Below are 14413 nucleotides of genomic sequence, written 5' to 3' on the forward strand. Positions count from 1 at the left end.
CGAAGGAGATTCCCGTGAGCGACGACGACCGCATCTCATACCTGGCTTTGGAGAACGGAACGCGGGTACTGACGGCATCCGGCACGGAGATCGGCACGGTCGAGCACGTGCTGCAGGACAGCGACCTCGACCTCTTCGACGGCATCGTCGTGAAGACCGGCGACGGACTCCGCTTCATCGACTCCGACAAGGTCGGCACGATCACCGTCGGCGCGGTGCACTCGACCGTGACCGACGACGAGGTCGCCGCCCTTCAGGCACCGTCCGGCAGCGGCGTCTTCGAGGCCGACCCCGAGGAGTACCAGGGCAACGGCCTCGGCGCCTGGTTCGGCCGGATGTTCCTGCGCGAGCACTGGGTACACGACCGCAACGAGTGATGCCTCCGGCCCGGGCGGGGTACAGCCGGGCAGCGGACGCGGGCATACAACACGCTTGTCGCGACTCGCGCACGGTCTTTCCGGTGAGAAGCGAGATGCGGCCCCTCGAGCCTTCGAGGGAGTGCAATCGGCCCAACGCACCACTCACCGAGCAACCGAGGAGAACACCGTGAACCCCGTCAAATTCCTGTCCGACCTGGGACTCAAGAGCAGCTTCGCCTATTGGGGCGGCTTCGGATCGATCGTCGTCGCCCTCGTCGCCTGGCTCGCCTCGCAGGGCAAGGACTCGAACGACAAGGCGCAGTCCGACCGCTGGGGCATCTTCATCGGCCACTGGGCGCCCACTTTCTTCGCGCTCGGGCTCGCCCTGAAGCAGGAGGAGAAGTAGCTCGGACTAATTCCGAGCGCCGGGTGATTGCATCGAGAGTGCACATCGCACCCCGGCCAGAGGAGTCACCATGAAGGCAATCCAGTTCTCGGAGTACGGCGCGTCCGACGTCTTGAGGGTCGTCGACGCCCCCGAGCCGCACGCCGGGCCCGACCAGATCCGAATCCGCGTCGAGGCGTCGGGAGTGAACGGGCTCGACTGGAAGATCCGCGCCGGCGACATGAAGGACGCGATTCCGCTCGACCTTCCCGCCGGCGCCGGCTTCGACGCCGCGGGCATCGTCGATGAGATCGGCGACGGCGTCACCGACGTCCAGGTCGGCGACGCCGTGTTCGGGCAGGGCTCGGCCACGCTCGCGGAGTTCGCCGTGCTCGACTCGTGGGCCGTGCGCCCGCCGCTGCTGGGCGCGGAGGAGGCCGCAGGCTTCCCCGTCCCGGTCGAGACCGCCATCAGGATCCTGCGGATCCTCGGCCTGCGCCGCGGCCAGCGCCTGCTCGTCAGCGGCGCGGCCGGCGGGGTGGGCTCCGCCCTGGTGCAGATCGCGAAAGACCGCGGCCTCGAGGTGATCGGCACGGCGTCCGAACGCAATCAGGACTATCTCGTCGGGCTCGGCGCGATCGCGACGACGTACGGCGACGGGCTGGTCTCGCGCGTCCGAGCGCTCAGCCCGGACGGCGTGGACGGCGCGGCCGACATCGCCGGGTCGGGCGTCATCCCCGAACTGATCGAGTTGACCGGCGCACCGTCACAGGTCGTCTCGATTGCCGACTTCGACGCCCCGAAGTACGGCGCGCAGATCACCAGCGGCAGCGGCTCGATGAAGGACGCTCTCGTCGAGGCCGCCCGGCTCTCGGCCGAGGGCAAGCTCTCGCTCGAGGTCGAACGCGCCTTCCGCCTGAAGGACGCCGCCCAGGCGCAGGACGCCAGCGCCTCCGGCCATGTACGGGGTCGCCTCGTCGTCGTGGTCGCGGCCGACTGACTCGCTCGCTGGCCCGCTCTCGCCGTTTCCGGCCCTACTGCTCGTGGAAGCCGGCGAGAGCTTCGGCATAAACCGACGGGTCAGAGCGCGTCGATGCGGTGACGAGGAGCCCGTGCGGGCCCAGCACGCGCGTGAACGAGCCGTCGCAGGGAATCTCGACGATCGTCGTGAGCCCTGATCGCCAGGCCGGGATCAGCGCCTCCAGGCACACCCGCTCGGGCTCGGCTTTCAACGGGCGACGCTGCCGGTCGATCAGGGCTCTGACGTGCGACCCGGTCCAGGCCTCGCGACGCTCGTCGAACGCGCTGTCGTCGAATCGGTCGTGCCAGGTCGGGCCCCGCGCCACTCGCATCAGTCGCCGCTGTTCCTCGGGCTCGAGATCGCCGAGGATCAAGCGGTCGTAGATCGAATGGTCACGCGGCAGACCGGCGTGCTCGAGCGCCCCGCGCCAGAGGTCCGGCCACGCGGCCTCCCACGCGCCTCGATCCGACAGGGGGGCCGGCCGGGACGTTTCCCGCGCCGTGGCGTCGACCAACCGCGGCGGGAGATCGTCGCCCGTAGGCTCCAACTGCCACGCCTCGCGCACCCAGAGCAGATCCCAGAGAAAGTGCGGGGTGTCCTCGACCGTGATGATCATGTCGTGCGGCCACGGGTTGCCCGGTATCGGGCGTGCTGAGCGCATCGTGAGCCTCCCCACTCTCGATTTCGGCTCCGACTAGAGGGTAAGACGGACGGGTGCCTCCTGCTATGTACTTCGGCAGCTATTTCGGCTGGGTCGACCCGGGCGCTCATAGCGCTGAGCAGGTGGTCGAACACGGGGCGCACGAGTTTCACGGTGCAACATCAGTTCGTCGTCGGCGACGATGTCGTGGCGACGTCGTGGCGACCATCGTCGCGCAGCACGTCGACGTGGTCGCCGGCGACAACGGGCCCGAAGCGCGGCCGCTGCCCGAGCGGGTGCTCGCCGCGCGCGTCGAGCCCGCCGGTCCGTGGCAAGCTGGAGGCCCTGCCCGCCGCTCGACCGTGAGGACCCTGTGCTGACCGTCATCCTCGGGCTCTCCGGGGCGCTCGTCTACGGCGTCGCGGACTTCCTCGGCGGGTTCGCGTCGCGCCGCGCGCGTGCTCTCACCGTGACAGCGGTGGCCGCGACGGTGGGCCTCGTGCCGCTGGTCGCCGTCATCCCGCTCTTCGGGGCGCACTTCGGCAGCAGGGCCCTGCTGTGGGGTGCGGTGGCCGGGGCATCCGGATCGGTGGGTATCATCCTGCTGTACTCCGCCCTGGCCATCGGCCCGATGAGCGTGCTCTCGCCCATCACCTCGGTGTTCGCGGCGCTGCTGCCCGTCGCAGTCGCGGTCATCGGCGGAGCGCACCTGCCGCCGCTCGCGATCGGGGCGATCGTGGTCGCGTTCACCGCGATCATCCTGGTGGCGAGCGTCAAAGACACGTCGGGGGCGCGCCTCACCTTGCGCGGCCTCCTGCTGGCGGCGGTTGCAGGATGCGGGTTCGGCGGCATCGTGCTCGCCTACGACGCCGCAGGATCCCAGGGTGGCATCGCTCCCCTGATCGTCGCTCGCGTCCTGCAGGCGGTCGTCATGTGGATCGCGCTGGCGCTGCTCGCCGCGCGGGCCGCTCGGCGCGGGGCACTCGACGCGGACAGTGCCGCCACGGGCGTGCGGGGCGACTCGGGTCTGCGTACCGGCGCGGGCGTGGGCGCGCGCGTCGCCGCGGAGATCGCGCCGCTGCGGGGAGTCGCCCTCGTCGTGATCCTGTGCGGGGTCTTCGACGCGGGAGCGAACGCGTTCATCCAGGCAGCCCTCCACTCGGGCACCTCGGCGACCACGCTGCCCACGGTGAGCGTGCTCAACGCGCTCTACCCGATCGGCACCGTGGTGCTCGCCGCGATCGTGCTGCGTGAGCGCCTCACCGTGGTGCAGATCGTCGGCCTCGTGCTCGCCTTCGCGGCCAGCGTCACGCTTGCGCTGACGTAGCCCCCGCGATACCCGTGCTTTCGGCCGAGGTCTCAGCGCCGCGGCGCTGGGACCTTGGCCGAATAGCGGGGTGTCGCACGCCTACGCGGGCTCGTAGACGACCACCCAGTCGATCTCGACGTGGCCGTCGGCGCCCGCGGGTGGCGCGCCCCGCTGCAGCCACGTCTCGGCCTGAAGGGTCACGCGCATCGGCTTCGTCGGCACGCCCTGCGCCACCTGGGCCAGCAGCTTGCCGTCCCAGAAGAAGCGCACGACGCCCTTGGTCCACTCCGTCGTGGCGACGTGGAACTGCGTCTGATCGGCCGGAGGAAAGAACTGGTAGGCGGGCTCGAAGATGTGCTCGCCCGTGACGGGGTTCGTGCCGCCGACGACCTGCGACGCAGGTCGCGCGCGGGCGTCGAGGTCGCCTTCGGGCCAGTCGATCTCGCCGTCGTCCCAGTCGTTCGACGACGGCCACAGCATGCCGACGAACTTGTAGCCGAGGGTCGAGGTCGCCCGATAGCGGATCGACACCCGCGCGTACTGGTGCGGCCGGTAGTCGTCCGGCAGCACGGAGGCGACGAGCGGCTGCCCGGCGACGGTCCGCAGGTGATAGTCGAGCACCGAATCGTGCACGCTCAACACCTGGTCTGGTGCGTACTCGCCGTAGCCGGAGGTGTCCTTGCCCGAGGCGTAGGCCCCCATCGCCGGGTAGGTCGAGAGCACCCGGCCGGTCGCAGCGTCGGTCGTGAAGTCTTGGGAGTATGTCTGCGTCCAGCGCGTGCCCGAGCTCGTGACGTCGCCGACGGGCATCGCGCCGGCGGCCGGTGCCACCGGGGCGGTCTCGGTCGGCGTGGGCTCGGCATCGGCGCCGGGGGACGGCGTCTCGGTGGGCACTGCGCTCTCGCTCGGGGTCGGTGTCGACGACGACGACGGCGTGGAGGACGACGGGGGGCCCAGGATCCTGCAGCTCGGCGACGCCGACGGGCCACCGGTCAGCCAGGCCCCTGCGCCCTCCGAGAAGGGGCCGAACACGGCGAACGCCCCGCCCCCGACGACAAGCCCCGCACCGCCCAGGATGCCGAGGAAGGCACGTCGCGACCTCGGCTGCGCGTGCCCAGGGGTCGGCTCGAACGTGCTTCGCCGGTGGACGGCGGCACGTCGGATGGGCTGGTCGTCACGACGAGCGCTGTTCGGGTCGGAGCGGTCGCGACCAGGTCGAGACAAGGGCACGGGCAAGCCTTCGGGTCGGCATCGGTGGGGCCACTCTAGTGCCTGAAAACCGGGCCCAGCCGAGTGGTTGAGTAGACGCATGACTACAAAGCAGGCAGTTCCCACCGTCACGCTGAACGACGGCAAGACGATCCCGCAGCTCGGTTTCGGCGTCTTCCAGATCGAGCCCGAGAACACCCTCGAGGCGACCCTCGCCGCTCTCGAGGTCGGCTACCGCCACCTCGACACGGCCGAAATGTACGGCAACGAGAAGGAGGTCGGGCAGGCCGTCGAGCAGTCGGGCATCCCGCGCTCAGAGATCTTCGTGACCTCGAAGCTGAACAACCCCTTCCACGCACCCGAAGACGCGCTCGAGCAGGGCAAGAAGTCGGCCGAGCTGCTCGGCGGCTACACGGATCTCTTCCTGATCCACTGGCCGATCGCCAGCGTCATCGACTTCGTGCCCACCTGGAAGTCGCTCGAAGAGCTCTACCACCAGGGCGTCTCGCGCTCGATCGGCACGTCGAACTTCCACGCGCACCACCTGAACAAGCTGCGCGACCAGACGACCATCACCCCGGCCGTCAACCAGATCGAGGTGCATCCTTATCTGGCGCAGGAGGAGCTGCGCGCCTACGGCCGCGAGCACGGCATCGCCACGGAGGCGTGGTCGCCGATCGCGCAGGGCCTCGTGCTCGACGACCCGACGATCGTCCGCATCGCGGGCGCCGTCGGCAAGTCGCCGGCGCAGGTGACCCTCCGCTGGCACATCCAGCGCGGCGACATCATCTTCCCGAAGTCGGTCACGCGCTCGCGCATCGAAGAGAACTTCGACATCTTCGACTTCGAGCTCTCGGGCGAGGACATGACCGACATCACCACGCTCGACAAGGGGCAGCGCACGGGGCCCGACCCGGACAAGTTCGACTACGTCCCGGCCTGATCGGCCGATCGCCTGGACTCGGTTCAGAACTCGGATTCGAGGCGGTCTCCCAGTCGTTCTTGGGGTTTCTGTGCGGGGGCCAGGCAGTCTTGCCTGGTCCCCGTCGCCGACCCGAGAGCATCCTGTGATCTTCGACCCGCAATCTTTCCTGACCGGCCTCGGCCCGGCCGTGCTCATCGGTCTCGGTGTCATGGTCTTCATCGAGTCGGGCCTGCTCTTCCCCTTCCTGCCCGGTGATTCGCTGCTGTTCACCGCGGGGCTCCTCGCGTCGAGCGGCGTCATCCACGTGCCGGTGTGGCTCGTCATCGTCGTCGCGTTCGTCGCGGCTGCCCTCGGCGACCAGGTCGGATACCTCCTCGGGCATCGATTCGGGCGCCGCCTCTTCAAGCCCGACGCCAAGATCCTTCGCACCCGCTATCTCGACGAAGCCGAGACCTTCTTCGCGAAATACGGCGGAGCCGCGCTGATTCTCGGCCGCTTCGTGCCGGTCGTCCGCACGTACGTGCCGCTCGCCGCCGGGGCCAGCGACTACCACTACCGCAAGTTCATCGGCTGGAATCTGACGGGCGCCGCCCTCTGGACGATCGTCGTCTCGGTGCTCGGGGTCTTCCTCGGCAAGATCGCATTCGTGGCGAACCACATCGACATCCTCTCGGTGCTGATCGTCGTCGTGTCGGTGCTACCGATCGTGATCAGCGGCCTGGTCAGGATCCGGCGCACCCGCCGTGAGGCTCGGGGCAACCCGGCTGCCTCACCGGGCACCGCTGCGGCAGCCGACGCTCGCCCGGCCGACGCCGAGGTGCGCTGAACCACGGCCTGAGCCAGGATGGGGGTGTGAGCATCGACGCCCTCCGCATCCTGATCGCCCCCGACTCGTTCAAGGGGACGGCCTCGGCCCGCGAAGTCGCCCGCGCCCTCGGCGAGGGCTGGGGCACCGTTCGACCGGGCGACACCCTCGACGAGGCCCCGATGGCCGACGGCGGCGAAGGCACCCTCGACGCATTCGGGACGGCCTACCCGGGCTCGGCCCGACACCCCGTCACCGTGACCGGGCCCGACGACCGCCCGGTCGACGCCTCCTGGCTGGCGTTGCCCGACGGCCGCGCAGTCGTCGAGCTCGCCTCGACGAGCGGGCTGACGCTGCTAGAGGGGCTCCGCCCGGACACCGCCCACACGCGCGGCTTCGGTGAGGCGATCGCGGCCGCGCTGGCGTCGCATCCTGCCGCCCTCGTGCTCGCGATCGGCGGCAGTTCGTCGACCGACGGCGGTCTCGGCCTGCTTGCGGCCCTCGGAGCTCGGGTGGTCGACGGCGCAGGATCCGCGCTGGTCGCGTCCCCCTCGCGCTCGACTCGCCCGTCGCGCTCGACCTCTCGGGCCTTGCCGCTCTGCCGCCCGGGGGCGTCACTGTGATCACCGACGTGACGGCGCCGCTGCTCGGCCCGTCGGGGGCCGCCGCGGTGTTCGGGCCGCAGAAGGGTGTCGTGCCCTCTCGAATCGCTGCGCACGAGGCACGGCTCGCGCGGCTGGCGGCGCTCCTGCCGTCAGTCGATGCGGATGCACCCGGCGCCGGTGCCGCCGGCGGGGCAGGCTTCGGGCTCATGGCATGGGGCGCACGCCTCGTGCCGGGGTCGTCGGCGGTCGCCGCGGCCCTCGGAATGACGGCGCGAGTCTCCTCGGCCGACCTCGTGCTCACGGGCGAGGGGCGTTTCGACTCGCAGACTGCGGCCGGCAAAGTGCCCGCCCATCTGCTCTCGCTCGCCCGAGCCCACGGTGCTCGCGCCCTGCTCGTCGCCGGTGCGATCGAGGCTCCGACCACAGGGTTCGACGGGGCCGTCTCGCTGACGGAGCTCGCCGGGAGCCCAGCGGCCGCCATGGCGTCGACGCTGCCGCTGCTGCGCGAGGCCGGTGCGCGGCTGGCGCGCGAGGTATCGGTTTCTGCTGGCGGTGCTCGACTACGGAGTTGAGCGGCTTCGGGATGGAGCCGGGGTCGAGTTCGGGAGGGCGCGGCGGTTCTGGAGGCCGCGGCGGTTCGGGAGGGCGCGGCGGTTCGGGAGGGAAGTCGGATCGGCGATCCTCCCCTGGGCATCCGCAGCAGAGGCGTGTCCTCTCCCGCCGTCGGGCTGTCGCCGAAGGCCTCCCGTTGCCGCGGAGCCTCCTCCCGCAGCTCGGCTTCCTCCCGCTGGCCTTCCTCCCGACGGCCACGATCCAGCGTCGATTTCCTCCCGGGCGACCACCGCCCGGCGCGGACCCTCGCGAGCGGACAACGCACCCGCCTAGGGCCACCGCCGTCTCCAAGAACGAGGCTTCAGCGGCGGCAACGCCGGGGCGACAGGGGCAGCCGCAGCGTACGCTCGCGCCATGATCGGATCGCTCGACATGGTTGTCGTGGACTGCCCCGACCCCGTCCCGCTGGCGGAATTCTACGCCGAGGTGCTCGGCATGACCGTGGTCGGGCGCGACCCCGGCTGGGCCGAGCTCGGCCCGGCCCGCGGAGGTCGGCCGATCATCGCATTTCAGCAGGTCGCCGGCTACCGCGCGCCCGAGTGGCCCGGGCAGCTCGTGCCGCAGCAGATGCACTTCGACGTGAAGGTCGACGACCTCGATGCCGGTGAAGCGGCGGTGCTGGCACTGGGAGCCGTGCGGGCAGGAAGCGAGACGCCCACCTTCCGCGTGTACCTAGACCCTGCGGGCCATCCGTTCTGCCTGATCAGGCCGAACGACTGAGAACGGCCGAGTCAGACCGCGCGGGCGGCCTGCGCCGTCGCCCAGATGTGCAGCGCCTGCTCACGGCTGAGCTGCGCACCACGCGTGGTGAGGTCGTGCACGACGTCTCGCCTCGTCGCGCCGCACCAGGCGTCGCCCGTGCCGCTGCACGTGCAGCGCTCGTCGTCGCCCGGCTCGAGGGACCCATCGGGGGCCGGGGCGAGCGGGCCGTGGTTCGCCGGAGCGACTACGGCGCCAGGGGCCCCGCCGGCCGCCACCGCAGCCATGCGTTCAGCCGCACCCGACTGACCGGCTGCGCTCAGGTGCTGCTGGATGCGAGGCTCGGCCATTTCGCGCACCGTCTCGGCGACGGCCCGCACCACGGCGACGTTCTCGCGCACGATGGCAGCGCGCTCTCGCACCCGGCCGCCGAAGCTCGTGCGGCCGACCGCCTTGAGGGCACGGGCTGACCGGATCGCGGCCGCGTCGAGGAAGTCGTTCATCGTGCCGTCGATTCTGCCTCATCCGGCCGGGGAAATCGACGGAATGGCGATGCAGACGAGACACCCTCTCAGGAGGAACCACCGCATCGACCCGCCATCCCGTCGCCTCTCACCCGAGCGATCAGACACCCGAGCGGGTCAGAGACCCGAGCGGGTCAGACACCCTAGCCGGTCGGACACCCGAGCGGGTCAGACCTCGAAGTACGCGCCGGCGGCGATGTCCTCGACGAGGGTGGGCCCGACGGGCGTCCAGCCGAGCAGCTCTTGCGTGAGGCTGCTGGTCGCCGCGAGGTCCATACCGAAGAATCCGCCGAGGAAGCCGAAGTGGGCCTCGGCATCGGCCGGAGCGACCGACTCGACGGGGAGGTGGAGCCCCGCGCCGATGGCCTCGGCGATGGCCTTGGTCGAGACGCTGGTCTCGCCCACGGCGTGCAGCAGGGAGCCGGCCGGGGCGTTCTCGAGGCCGAGGCGGATCATGGTGGCCGCGTCGCTGCGGTGGACGGCGGCCCACCCGTGCGCGCCATCGCCGATGTAGCCCGACGCGCCGGCCTGCTGGGCGGCCGCGACGATGTACGAGACGAAGCCGTGGTCGCCGACGCCGTGCACGGTCGGAGCGAAACGGAGGCTGATCGACTTCACGCCTCTGTCGATGTAGTCGAGAGCGAGGTTCTCGGTGCCGCCGCGCGGCGACTCGGGGCCGCTGAAGGGCGAGGGGTCGTTCTCGGTCGACGGGCGGCCCTGGGCGAGCCCGGCCACGCCGGACGCAAGGAGGAACGGCCTGTTCGTGCCGACGAGGGTGTCGCCGATGGTCTCGACGGCGGCACGCTCGGCACGGTTCGACTCGGCGGGGTTGGCCCAGTCATGCTTGTTGGCGAGGTGGATGACGGCGTCGGCGCCCTCGGATCCTGCCCGAAGGCTGGCGAGGTCGTCGAGGTCACCGCGGAGCACAGTCGCACCCTTGGCCTCGAGAGCCTGGGCGGAGGCGTCGGACCGAGCGAGGCCGGTGACGTCGTAACCGTGGGCGAGGAGTTCGTCGACGGCGGCAGAGCCGATCCAGCCGGAGGCTCCGGTGATGAAAACGCGCATGGGATTGATCTCCTTGATGTCAGTCACTGCTATCAGCGATGAGGATCACGTTACACCCGACGTCAGCTGCTGTCATCACTCTCTTTTCAGCCCTAGAATGGTGATCATGGTCCGATGGGAGCCGGGCGCGAGCGATCGCCTCCGCAAGGCGGCGCTCGAGCTTTATGCCGCGCGCGGGTTCGAGCAGACCACCGCCGCGGAGATCGCGGCATCGGTGGGCCTCACCGAGCGCACGTTCTTCCGGCATTTCGCCGACAAGCGCGAGGTCATCTTCAATGGCGCCGCCGAGTTCGAGGGCGGCTTCATCGAAGGCGTCCGCGACGCCCCCGAGAGCGAGTCGGTGCTCGAGGTCGTCTCCGCCGCGCTCGCGATGGCCGCTCGGTTCTTTCCCGACGAGCGCCGCGAGTTCTCGCGCCTTCGGCAGACGATCATCGACGACAACGCCAGCCTTCGCGAGCGCGAGCAGCTGAAGATGACCACCCTCGCGACAGGGATCGCCGAGGCCCTCCGCGATCGTGGCGTGACAGAGCCGCACGCCTCGTTGGCCGCGCAGTCGGGTGTGACGGTCTTCACGGTCTCGTTCCACCAGTGGATCGCCGAAGGCGAGACTCGGCCTCTCGGCGAGATCGAGGCCGACATCATGGGCGAGCTTCGTTCACTCACACGCGCGCCGCTGCCGAACAGGGGCGACTCGAGCCGGTAGCGTGGTGGCCCCACGGAGGGAGCACCCATGTCCGAGCTCGACGAGGCCATCGAGCGCTTCGCGCGGCCCCGGCGCCACGTTCTCGCCGAGCCGGAAGAGACCGACGAGGTACGCGGCGAGTGGGTCTTCCGGGCACTGCTGGCCGAAACGGCGATCGCACTCCAGCGACGTGCCATCGAACCGGTCACGACGGTGCTCGCCGGGCGCACGGCCGCCGGAGGCATCACCTACAAGAGCGTCGCCGGCTGCTGGCCCCTCGAGATCTTCGCCCTCACGCCGCGAGGCGTCGCCCTGCCCTACTCGATGCTCACGCAGCCGGCCCCGGGGCTCGTGCCGCCGCCGCGCACCGACTCCCCCGTCGTCGTCGTGCAGCCCACGCCGATCGTGGTCGGCGACGGGCCCGGCGATGTCGAGGTCAACCGGCGCGGGCAGTTGCTCTGGCGCTGGAACGACACATCTCGCGCCGACGTCTCGACGCAGCCGTGGACGAAGGGCTTCCGCGAACGCTTCGACGCGAACTGGAGCGAGCGGCGCCCGGGGCCTCTGGTGGAGCCCGTCGCCTTCGCAGTCGTCGACCACGTGGATGCGCGCATCGAGCGTGGCATCCTGCACTGACCCGCCAGTGCGCCTGCACATCCGCCGCGCGACGGCCCCCGACCTGACAGGGCTGCAGCGCATCGAGAACGATGCCGACCGGCTGTTCGCAGCGGCGCTCGACACCTCGGGCTGGGCGCCATCGCCGTCGGGGGCCGAGCGGGCGGCACGACCGGGCTTCATCCTGGTGGCGAGCAAGGCCGCAGGAACGGAGGCGCTCGGCTTCGCCCACGTGCTTCGCGTCGTCGGCGGGCACCACCTCGAGCAGCTCTCCGTCGACCCGGCGCACGCGAGGCAGGGCGTCGGTCGCACACTGGTCGAGGCCTCGAAACGCGAAACCAGGCTGGCAGGATCGTCGGCGCTGACGCTCCGCACGTTCGCCGACGTCCCGTGGAACGCCCCGTTCTATCGCACCTGCGGTTTCGTCGAGTGCGACGCCGACACCGACTTCCTCCGCAGTCTCGTCGCGGCCGAACGTACAGCCGGGCTCGCCCGCAGCCCCGAGCGCGTCTTCATGCGAGCCCCGCTGGGTGCCAGGATGCCGTCATGACCGCTGACGTCTCGCTAGAGCCTTTCACCGACCGGAGGCGGCCGCTGGCCGAGCGTCTCTGGCAGCTCTACAAACACGACATGTCGGCGTTCACGGGGTCGGCGCCGGATGCCGACGGGCTTTTTCGTCCGGGTCGGCTGCCGATGTACTTCACCGATTCGGACGCCGTCGGGTTCTTCATCGTCGAGCGCGCGAGCGAGGGCGATGCCGTGGTCGGCTTCGCGAGCGTCTTCCGCCTGGTAAGCGATCGGCGCGCGGTCGGTGACTTCTTCGTGCTGCGCGGCGCCCGTCGCCGGGGCGTCGGCGAAGCCGCGGCCCGGCAGCTCTTGCGCTGCTACCCGGGCCTTTGGTCGATCACCTTCCAGAGCGCCAATGTCGGCGCCGGTCGATTCTGGCGGGGCATCACCGCCGCCGCCGTCGGCTCGGCGTGGACGGAGGAAGCTCGGCCGGTGCCGGGGCGCCCCGACGTGCCGCCCGATGTCTGGTTGCTACTGTCAGTCGACGACTAGCCAACCCGCCTGACCTCCGGTCAAACGACTGGGCGAGAACACACCTGATCCGGTGCTCACGGGAGGGTTTCTGCCCCTTCGATGCGCCTCCCCGGCGCGGGGAGGCGACGGCGCGGTGTGGCGACGCGGCCCGGAGCCGCGAGGGCAAAGGGCTAACCCACCGAATCCGTCGAGAATCGTGCACCGCACGGCGAAATCACTCGACGCTGCCGGCTAGCGGCACGATAATCGTGGGGTGTCCATTGCACCGCGCACCTCCCCCGTCCACCTCGACGCGACGTCGAAGGCGATCATCGAGCAGTTGCAGGAAGACGGCCGCCGCTCGTACACCGACATCGCTCGCGCCGTCGGCCTGAGCGAGGCTGCCGTGCGGCAGCGGGTGCAGCGCCTCACCGAATCGGGAATCATGCAGATCGTCGCAGTGACCGACCCCCTGCAGCTCGGCTTCTTCCGGCAGGCGATGATCGGCATCCGGGCGACCGGCGACACCCGCGTCGTCGCCGACGCGCTGGCCGCCATCGACGGGGTCGACTACGTCGTGCTCACCGCGGGCACCTTCGACCTGCTCGTCGAGGTGGTCTGCGAGAACGACAGCGACCTGCTCGAGCTCTTGAACGACAGGATCCGCACCCTCGACGGTGTGCTCTCGACCGAGACGTTCGTCTACTTGAAGCTGCACAAGCAGCTCTACAACTGGGGCACCCGCTAGACCCCGGCCCGCGACACGTCCAGCGCGTTGGCCCGCGCCACCGCGCCGTACCAGGCCGCACTCGGCTTCGGCGTGCGCTCGAACGTCTCGGGGTCCCAGCCGACGAGGCCGAAGGTCGGGGCGAAGCCGCTGGCCCACTCGTAGTTGTCGAGGGCGCTCCAGTGCTGGTAGCCGAGCACCGTGACGCCCTCGTCGATCGTCTCGTGGACCCCGGTGAGCGCGTCGCGGGTGTAGTCGATGCGGCGGGAGTCGTCGGCGGTGGCGATGCCGTTCTCGGTGACCATGACGGGCACGTGGCCGGAGAGCTCCCAGGCGCTGCGGATGCCGAGGCCGGCGGCAGCGGGGTAGTACTCCCACCCGGTCAGCGTGGTCTCGACCCCGTCGGCGACGGGCAGCGGGCCGGAGGGCCCGATGAACGTGCGCGTGTAGGCCTGCACGCCGACGAAGTCGTCGCCCCGCGCCTGCTCGAGGTACCAGTCGTCTCGCGGATAGCCGTACGCCCGAAGCGCCTCGTCGGATCCTGGTTCGTCGGTCGCCTGGAAGGCCTGCGTCGCGACGGTCCAGCCCGTCTGGAGACCCGGCACGGAGGCCAGCACTTCGCGCGACCGATGGTGCGAGGCGAGCAGCGCATCGGCCACGCCGAGGTCGGGGTTCGGCAGCCCGTAGGCGACGAGGTTGGCTGCGTCCTCTCCGCCGGCGAGCATCGCGGCGATGTTCGGCTCGTTGATGGTGCACACGTAGCCGACCCCGTTCGAGACGATCGGCAGCGCGATCTCGGTGTAGCGGGCGAACAGGTCGGCGGCGTCGGGTGCACGCCAGAAGCCGTCGCGGTCGAACCACCGCGGCACCGTGAAGTGCATCAGGGTGACGACCGGCTCGAGGCCGAACTCGAGGGCGGTGTCGACCATGCGCCGGTAGTGGTCGACCTCGGCGCGCGAGACGAAGCCGCGCTCGGGCTCGATCCGGGCCCACTCGACGCTGAAGCGATAGGAGTTGAGGCCGAGGTCGGCGAGCAGCCGCATGTCGTCGCGAAAGCGGTGGTAGCTGTCGGCGGCATCGCCCGACGGCTCGACGATGTGCGTGCCGGGCTGGTGCTCCATCTCCCACCAGTTGCTGTTGACGTTGTTGCCCTCGATCTGGTGGGCGGCCGTGGCGGCGCCCCAGAGGAAACCGTCGGGGAAGGTCAGCAT

Annotated in this window: 20 protein-coding genes; 14 read left to right on the forward strand and 6 right to left on the reverse strand. The window is 70.4% G+C overall.

Going from position 1 to position 14413, the window contains the following annotated elements; translation table 11 throughout:
- Window positions 1–14: 14 nt before the first annotated feature.
- The 3 genes from AX769_RS15820 (at window position 15) to AX769_RS15830 (ending at window position 1744) form a co-directional block, all read left to right on the forward strand.
- A complete protein-coding gene (locus AX769_RS15820) occupies window positions 15–377 on the forward strand; it encodes a hypothetical protein (RefSeq protein ID WP_066281246.1) in 363 nt (120 codons plus the stop codon).
- A gap of 169 nt (window positions 378–546) precedes the next feature.
- Complete coding sequence (locus tag AX769_RS15825; protein WP_066283833.1) at window positions 547–765, forward strand: hypothetical protein; 219 nt, start codon at window positions 547–549, stop codon at window positions 763–765.
- 70 nt (window positions 766–835) lie between these two features.
- Window positions 836–1744, forward strand: a complete 909-nt coding sequence (locus AX769_RS15830; RefSeq protein ID WP_066281248.1) for an NADP-dependent oxidoreductase — start codon at window positions 836–838, stop codon at window positions 1742–1744.
- 34 nt (window positions 1745–1778) lie between these two features.
- Here AX769_RS15830 and AX769_RS15835 read toward each other — a convergent pair whose 3' ends face one another.
- The gene (locus AX769_RS15835) at window positions 1779–2426 is read right to left on the reverse strand and encodes a hypothetical protein (protein ID WP_157887668.1); all 648 of its coding nucleotides are present in this window, start codon (window positions 2424–2426) and stop codon (window positions 1779–1781) included.
- A gap of 161 nt (window positions 2427–2587) precedes the next feature.
- Window positions 2588–2740 carry a hypothetical protein gene (locus tag AX769_RS24125; RefSeq protein WP_157887669.1) on the reverse strand — a complete coding sequence of 51 codons (153 nt, stop codon included), beginning with the start codon at window positions 2738–2740 and terminating at the stop codon, window positions 2588–2590.
- A 38-nt stretch (window positions 2741–2778) separates the two neighbouring features.
- Between AX769_RS24125 and AX769_RS15840 the strand changes: the two genes are divergently transcribed.
- Window positions 2779–3732 (forward strand): EamA family transporter, encoded by a 954-nt coding sequence (locus AX769_RS15840; RefSeq protein WP_066281253.1) that lies wholly within the window; start codon window positions 2779–2781, stop codon window positions 3730–3732.
- 81 nt (window positions 3733–3813) lie between these two features.
- Here AX769_RS15840 and AX769_RS24130 read toward each other — a convergent pair whose 3' ends face one another.
- Window positions 3814–4944, reverse strand: coding sequence for a glycoside hydrolase family 16 protein (locus AX769_RS24130; protein ID WP_066281258.1), 1131 nt, complete (start codon window positions 4942–4944; stop codon window positions 3814–3816).
- A 79-nt stretch (window positions 4945–5023) separates the two neighbouring features.
- On the opposite strand from AX769_RS24130, the gene AX769_RS15850 reads away from it, so the two are divergent.
- The 5 genes from AX769_RS15850 (at window position 5024) to AX769_RS15865 (ending at window position 8590) form a co-directional block, all read left to right on the forward strand.
- On the forward strand, window positions 5024–5866 hold the full coding sequence (locus AX769_RS15850) for an aldo/keto reductase (RefSeq protein ID WP_066281259.1): 843 nt from the start codon (window positions 5024–5026) through the stop codon (window positions 5864–5866).
- A 124-nt stretch (window positions 5867–5990) separates the two neighbouring features.
- Window positions 5991–6674, forward strand: a complete 684-nt coding sequence (locus tag AX769_RS15855) for a DedA family protein (protein WP_239451818.1) — start codon at window positions 5991–5993, stop codon at window positions 6672–6674.
- A gap of 26 nt (window positions 6675–6700) precedes the next feature.
- Window positions 6701–7276, forward strand: coding sequence for a glycerate kinase (locus AX769_RS26075; protein ID WP_369824037.1), 576 nt, complete (start codon window positions 6701–6703; stop codon window positions 7274–7276).
- Entirely contained in the window at window positions 7273–7830 is a 558-nt protein-coding gene (locus AX769_RS26080; protein ID WP_369824038.1) for a glycerate kinase, read from the forward strand. The genes AX769_RS26075 and AX769_RS26080 overlap by 4 nt, the downstream gene beginning before the upstream one ends.
- Window positions 7831–8224: 394 nt before the next feature.
- The gene (locus AX769_RS15865) at window positions 8225–8590 is read left to right on the forward strand and encodes a VOC family protein (protein WP_066281261.1); all 366 of its coding nucleotides are present in this window, start codon (window positions 8225–8227) and stop codon (window positions 8588–8590) included.
- An 11-nt stretch (window positions 8591–8601) separates the two neighbouring features.
- Here AX769_RS15865 and AX769_RS15870 read toward each other — a convergent pair whose 3' ends face one another.
- Together AX769_RS15870 and AX769_RS15875 are read right to left on the reverse strand one after the other, a co-directional pair.
- Window positions 8602–9072, reverse strand: a complete 471-nt coding sequence (locus AX769_RS15870) for a hypothetical protein (protein ID WP_066281264.1) — start codon at window positions 9070–9072, stop codon at window positions 8602–8604.
- Window positions 9073–9261: 189 nt separating this feature from the next.
- A complete protein-coding gene (locus AX769_RS15875; protein ID WP_066283835.1) occupies window positions 9262–10158 on the reverse strand; it encodes an SDR family oxidoreductase in 897 nt (298 codons plus the stop codon).
- A gap of 106 nt (window positions 10159–10264) precedes the next feature.
- Between AX769_RS15875 and AX769_RS15880 the strand changes: the two genes are divergently transcribed.
- From AX769_RS15880 to AX769_RS15900, 5 genes are all read left to right on the forward strand, one after another.
- Window positions 10265–10861 carry a TetR family transcriptional regulator gene (locus AX769_RS15880; protein ID WP_066283844.1) on the forward strand — a complete coding sequence of 199 codons (597 nt, stop codon included), beginning with the start codon at window positions 10265–10267 and terminating at the stop codon, window positions 10859–10861.
- A gap of 27 nt (window positions 10862–10888) precedes the next feature.
- Window positions 10889–11476 (forward strand): hypothetical protein, encoded by a 588-nt coding sequence (locus AX769_RS15885; protein ID WP_066281271.1) that lies wholly within the window; start codon window positions 10889–10891, stop codon window positions 11474–11476.
- Window positions 11445–12005: a GNAT family N-acetyltransferase gene (locus AX769_RS15890; RefSeq protein ID WP_066281273.1), complete on the forward strand. Its 561-nt coding sequence runs from the start codon at window positions 11445–11447 to the stop codon at window positions 12003–12005. Before AX769_RS15885 ends, AX769_RS15890 begins: the two co-directional genes overlap by 32 nt.
- On the forward strand, window positions 12002–12514 hold the full coding sequence (locus tag AX769_RS15895; RefSeq protein ID WP_066281276.1) for a GNAT family N-acetyltransferase: 513 nt from the start codon (window positions 12002–12004) through the stop codon (window positions 12512–12514). Before AX769_RS15890 ends, AX769_RS15895 begins: the two co-directional genes overlap by 4 nt.
- 235 nt (window positions 12515–12749) lie before the next feature.
- Window positions 12750–13223 (forward strand): Lrp/AsnC family transcriptional regulator, encoded by a 474-nt coding sequence (locus AX769_RS15900; RefSeq protein WP_066281278.1) that lies wholly within the window; start codon window positions 12750–12752, stop codon window positions 13221–13223.
- Here AX769_RS15900 and AX769_RS15905 read toward each other — a convergent pair.
- Window positions 13220–14413, reverse strand: coding sequence for a glycoside hydrolase family 1 protein (locus tag AX769_RS15905; RefSeq protein ID WP_066281281.1), 1194 nt, complete (start codon window positions 14411–14413; stop codon window positions 13220–13222). The two genes, AX769_RS15900 and AX769_RS15905, sit on opposite strands and share 4 nt — an antisense overlap.

The sequence above is a fragment of the Frondihabitans sp. PAMC 28766 genome, assembly GCF_001577365.1.
Lineage (GTDB): Bacteria > Actinomycetota > Actinomycetes > Actinomycetales > Microbacteriaceae > Frondihabitans.

What these genes read in the sequence shown, in the direction of transcription:
- AX769_RS15830 (WP_066281248.1), top strand. Translation starts at nt 836, where the DNA reads ATGAAGGCAATCCAGTTCTCGGAGTACGGCGCGTCCGACGTCTTGAGG.
- AX769_RS15835 (WP_157887668.1), bottom strand. Translation starts at nt 2,426, where the DNA reads ATGCGCTCAGCACGCCCGATACCGGGCAACCCGTGGCCGCACGACATG.
- AX769_RS15850 (WP_066281259.1), top strand. Translation starts at nt 5,024, where the DNA reads ATGACTACAAAGCAGGCAGTTCCCACCGTCACGCTGAACGACGGCAAG.
- AX769_RS15865 (WP_066281261.1), top strand. Translation starts at nt 8,225, where the DNA reads ATGATCGGATCGCTCGACATGGTTGTCGTGGACTGCCCCGACCCCGTC.
- AX769_RS15870 (WP_066281264.1), bottom strand. Translation starts at nt 9,072, where the DNA reads ATGAACGACTTCCTCGACGCGGCCGCGATCCGGTCAGCCCGTGCCCTC.
- AX769_RS15875 (WP_066283835.1), bottom strand. Translation starts at nt 10,158, where the DNA reads ATGCGCGTTTTCATCACCGGAGCCTCCGGCTGGATCGGCTCTGCCGCC.
- AX769_RS15880 (WP_066283844.1), top strand. Translation starts at nt 10,265, where the DNA reads ATGGTCCGATGGGAGCCGGGCGCGAGCGATCGCCTCCGCAAGGCGGCG.
- AX769_RS15885 (WP_066281271.1), top strand. Translation starts at nt 10,889, where the DNA reads ATGTCCGAGCTCGACGAGGCCATCGAGCGCTTCGCGCGGCCCCGGCGC.
- AX769_RS15890 (WP_066281273.1), top strand. Translation starts at nt 11,445, where the DNA reads ATGCGCGCATCGAGCGTGGCATCCTGCACTGACCCGCCAGTGCGCCTG.
- AX769_RS15895 (WP_066281276.1), top strand. Translation starts at nt 12,002, where the DNA reads ATGACCGCTGACGTCTCGCTAGAGCCTTTCACCGACCGGAGGCGGCCG.
- AX769_RS15905 (WP_066281281.1), bottom strand. Translation starts at nt 14,413, where the DNA reads ATGCTGACCTTCCCCGACGGTTTCCTCTGGGGCGCCGCCACGGCCGCC.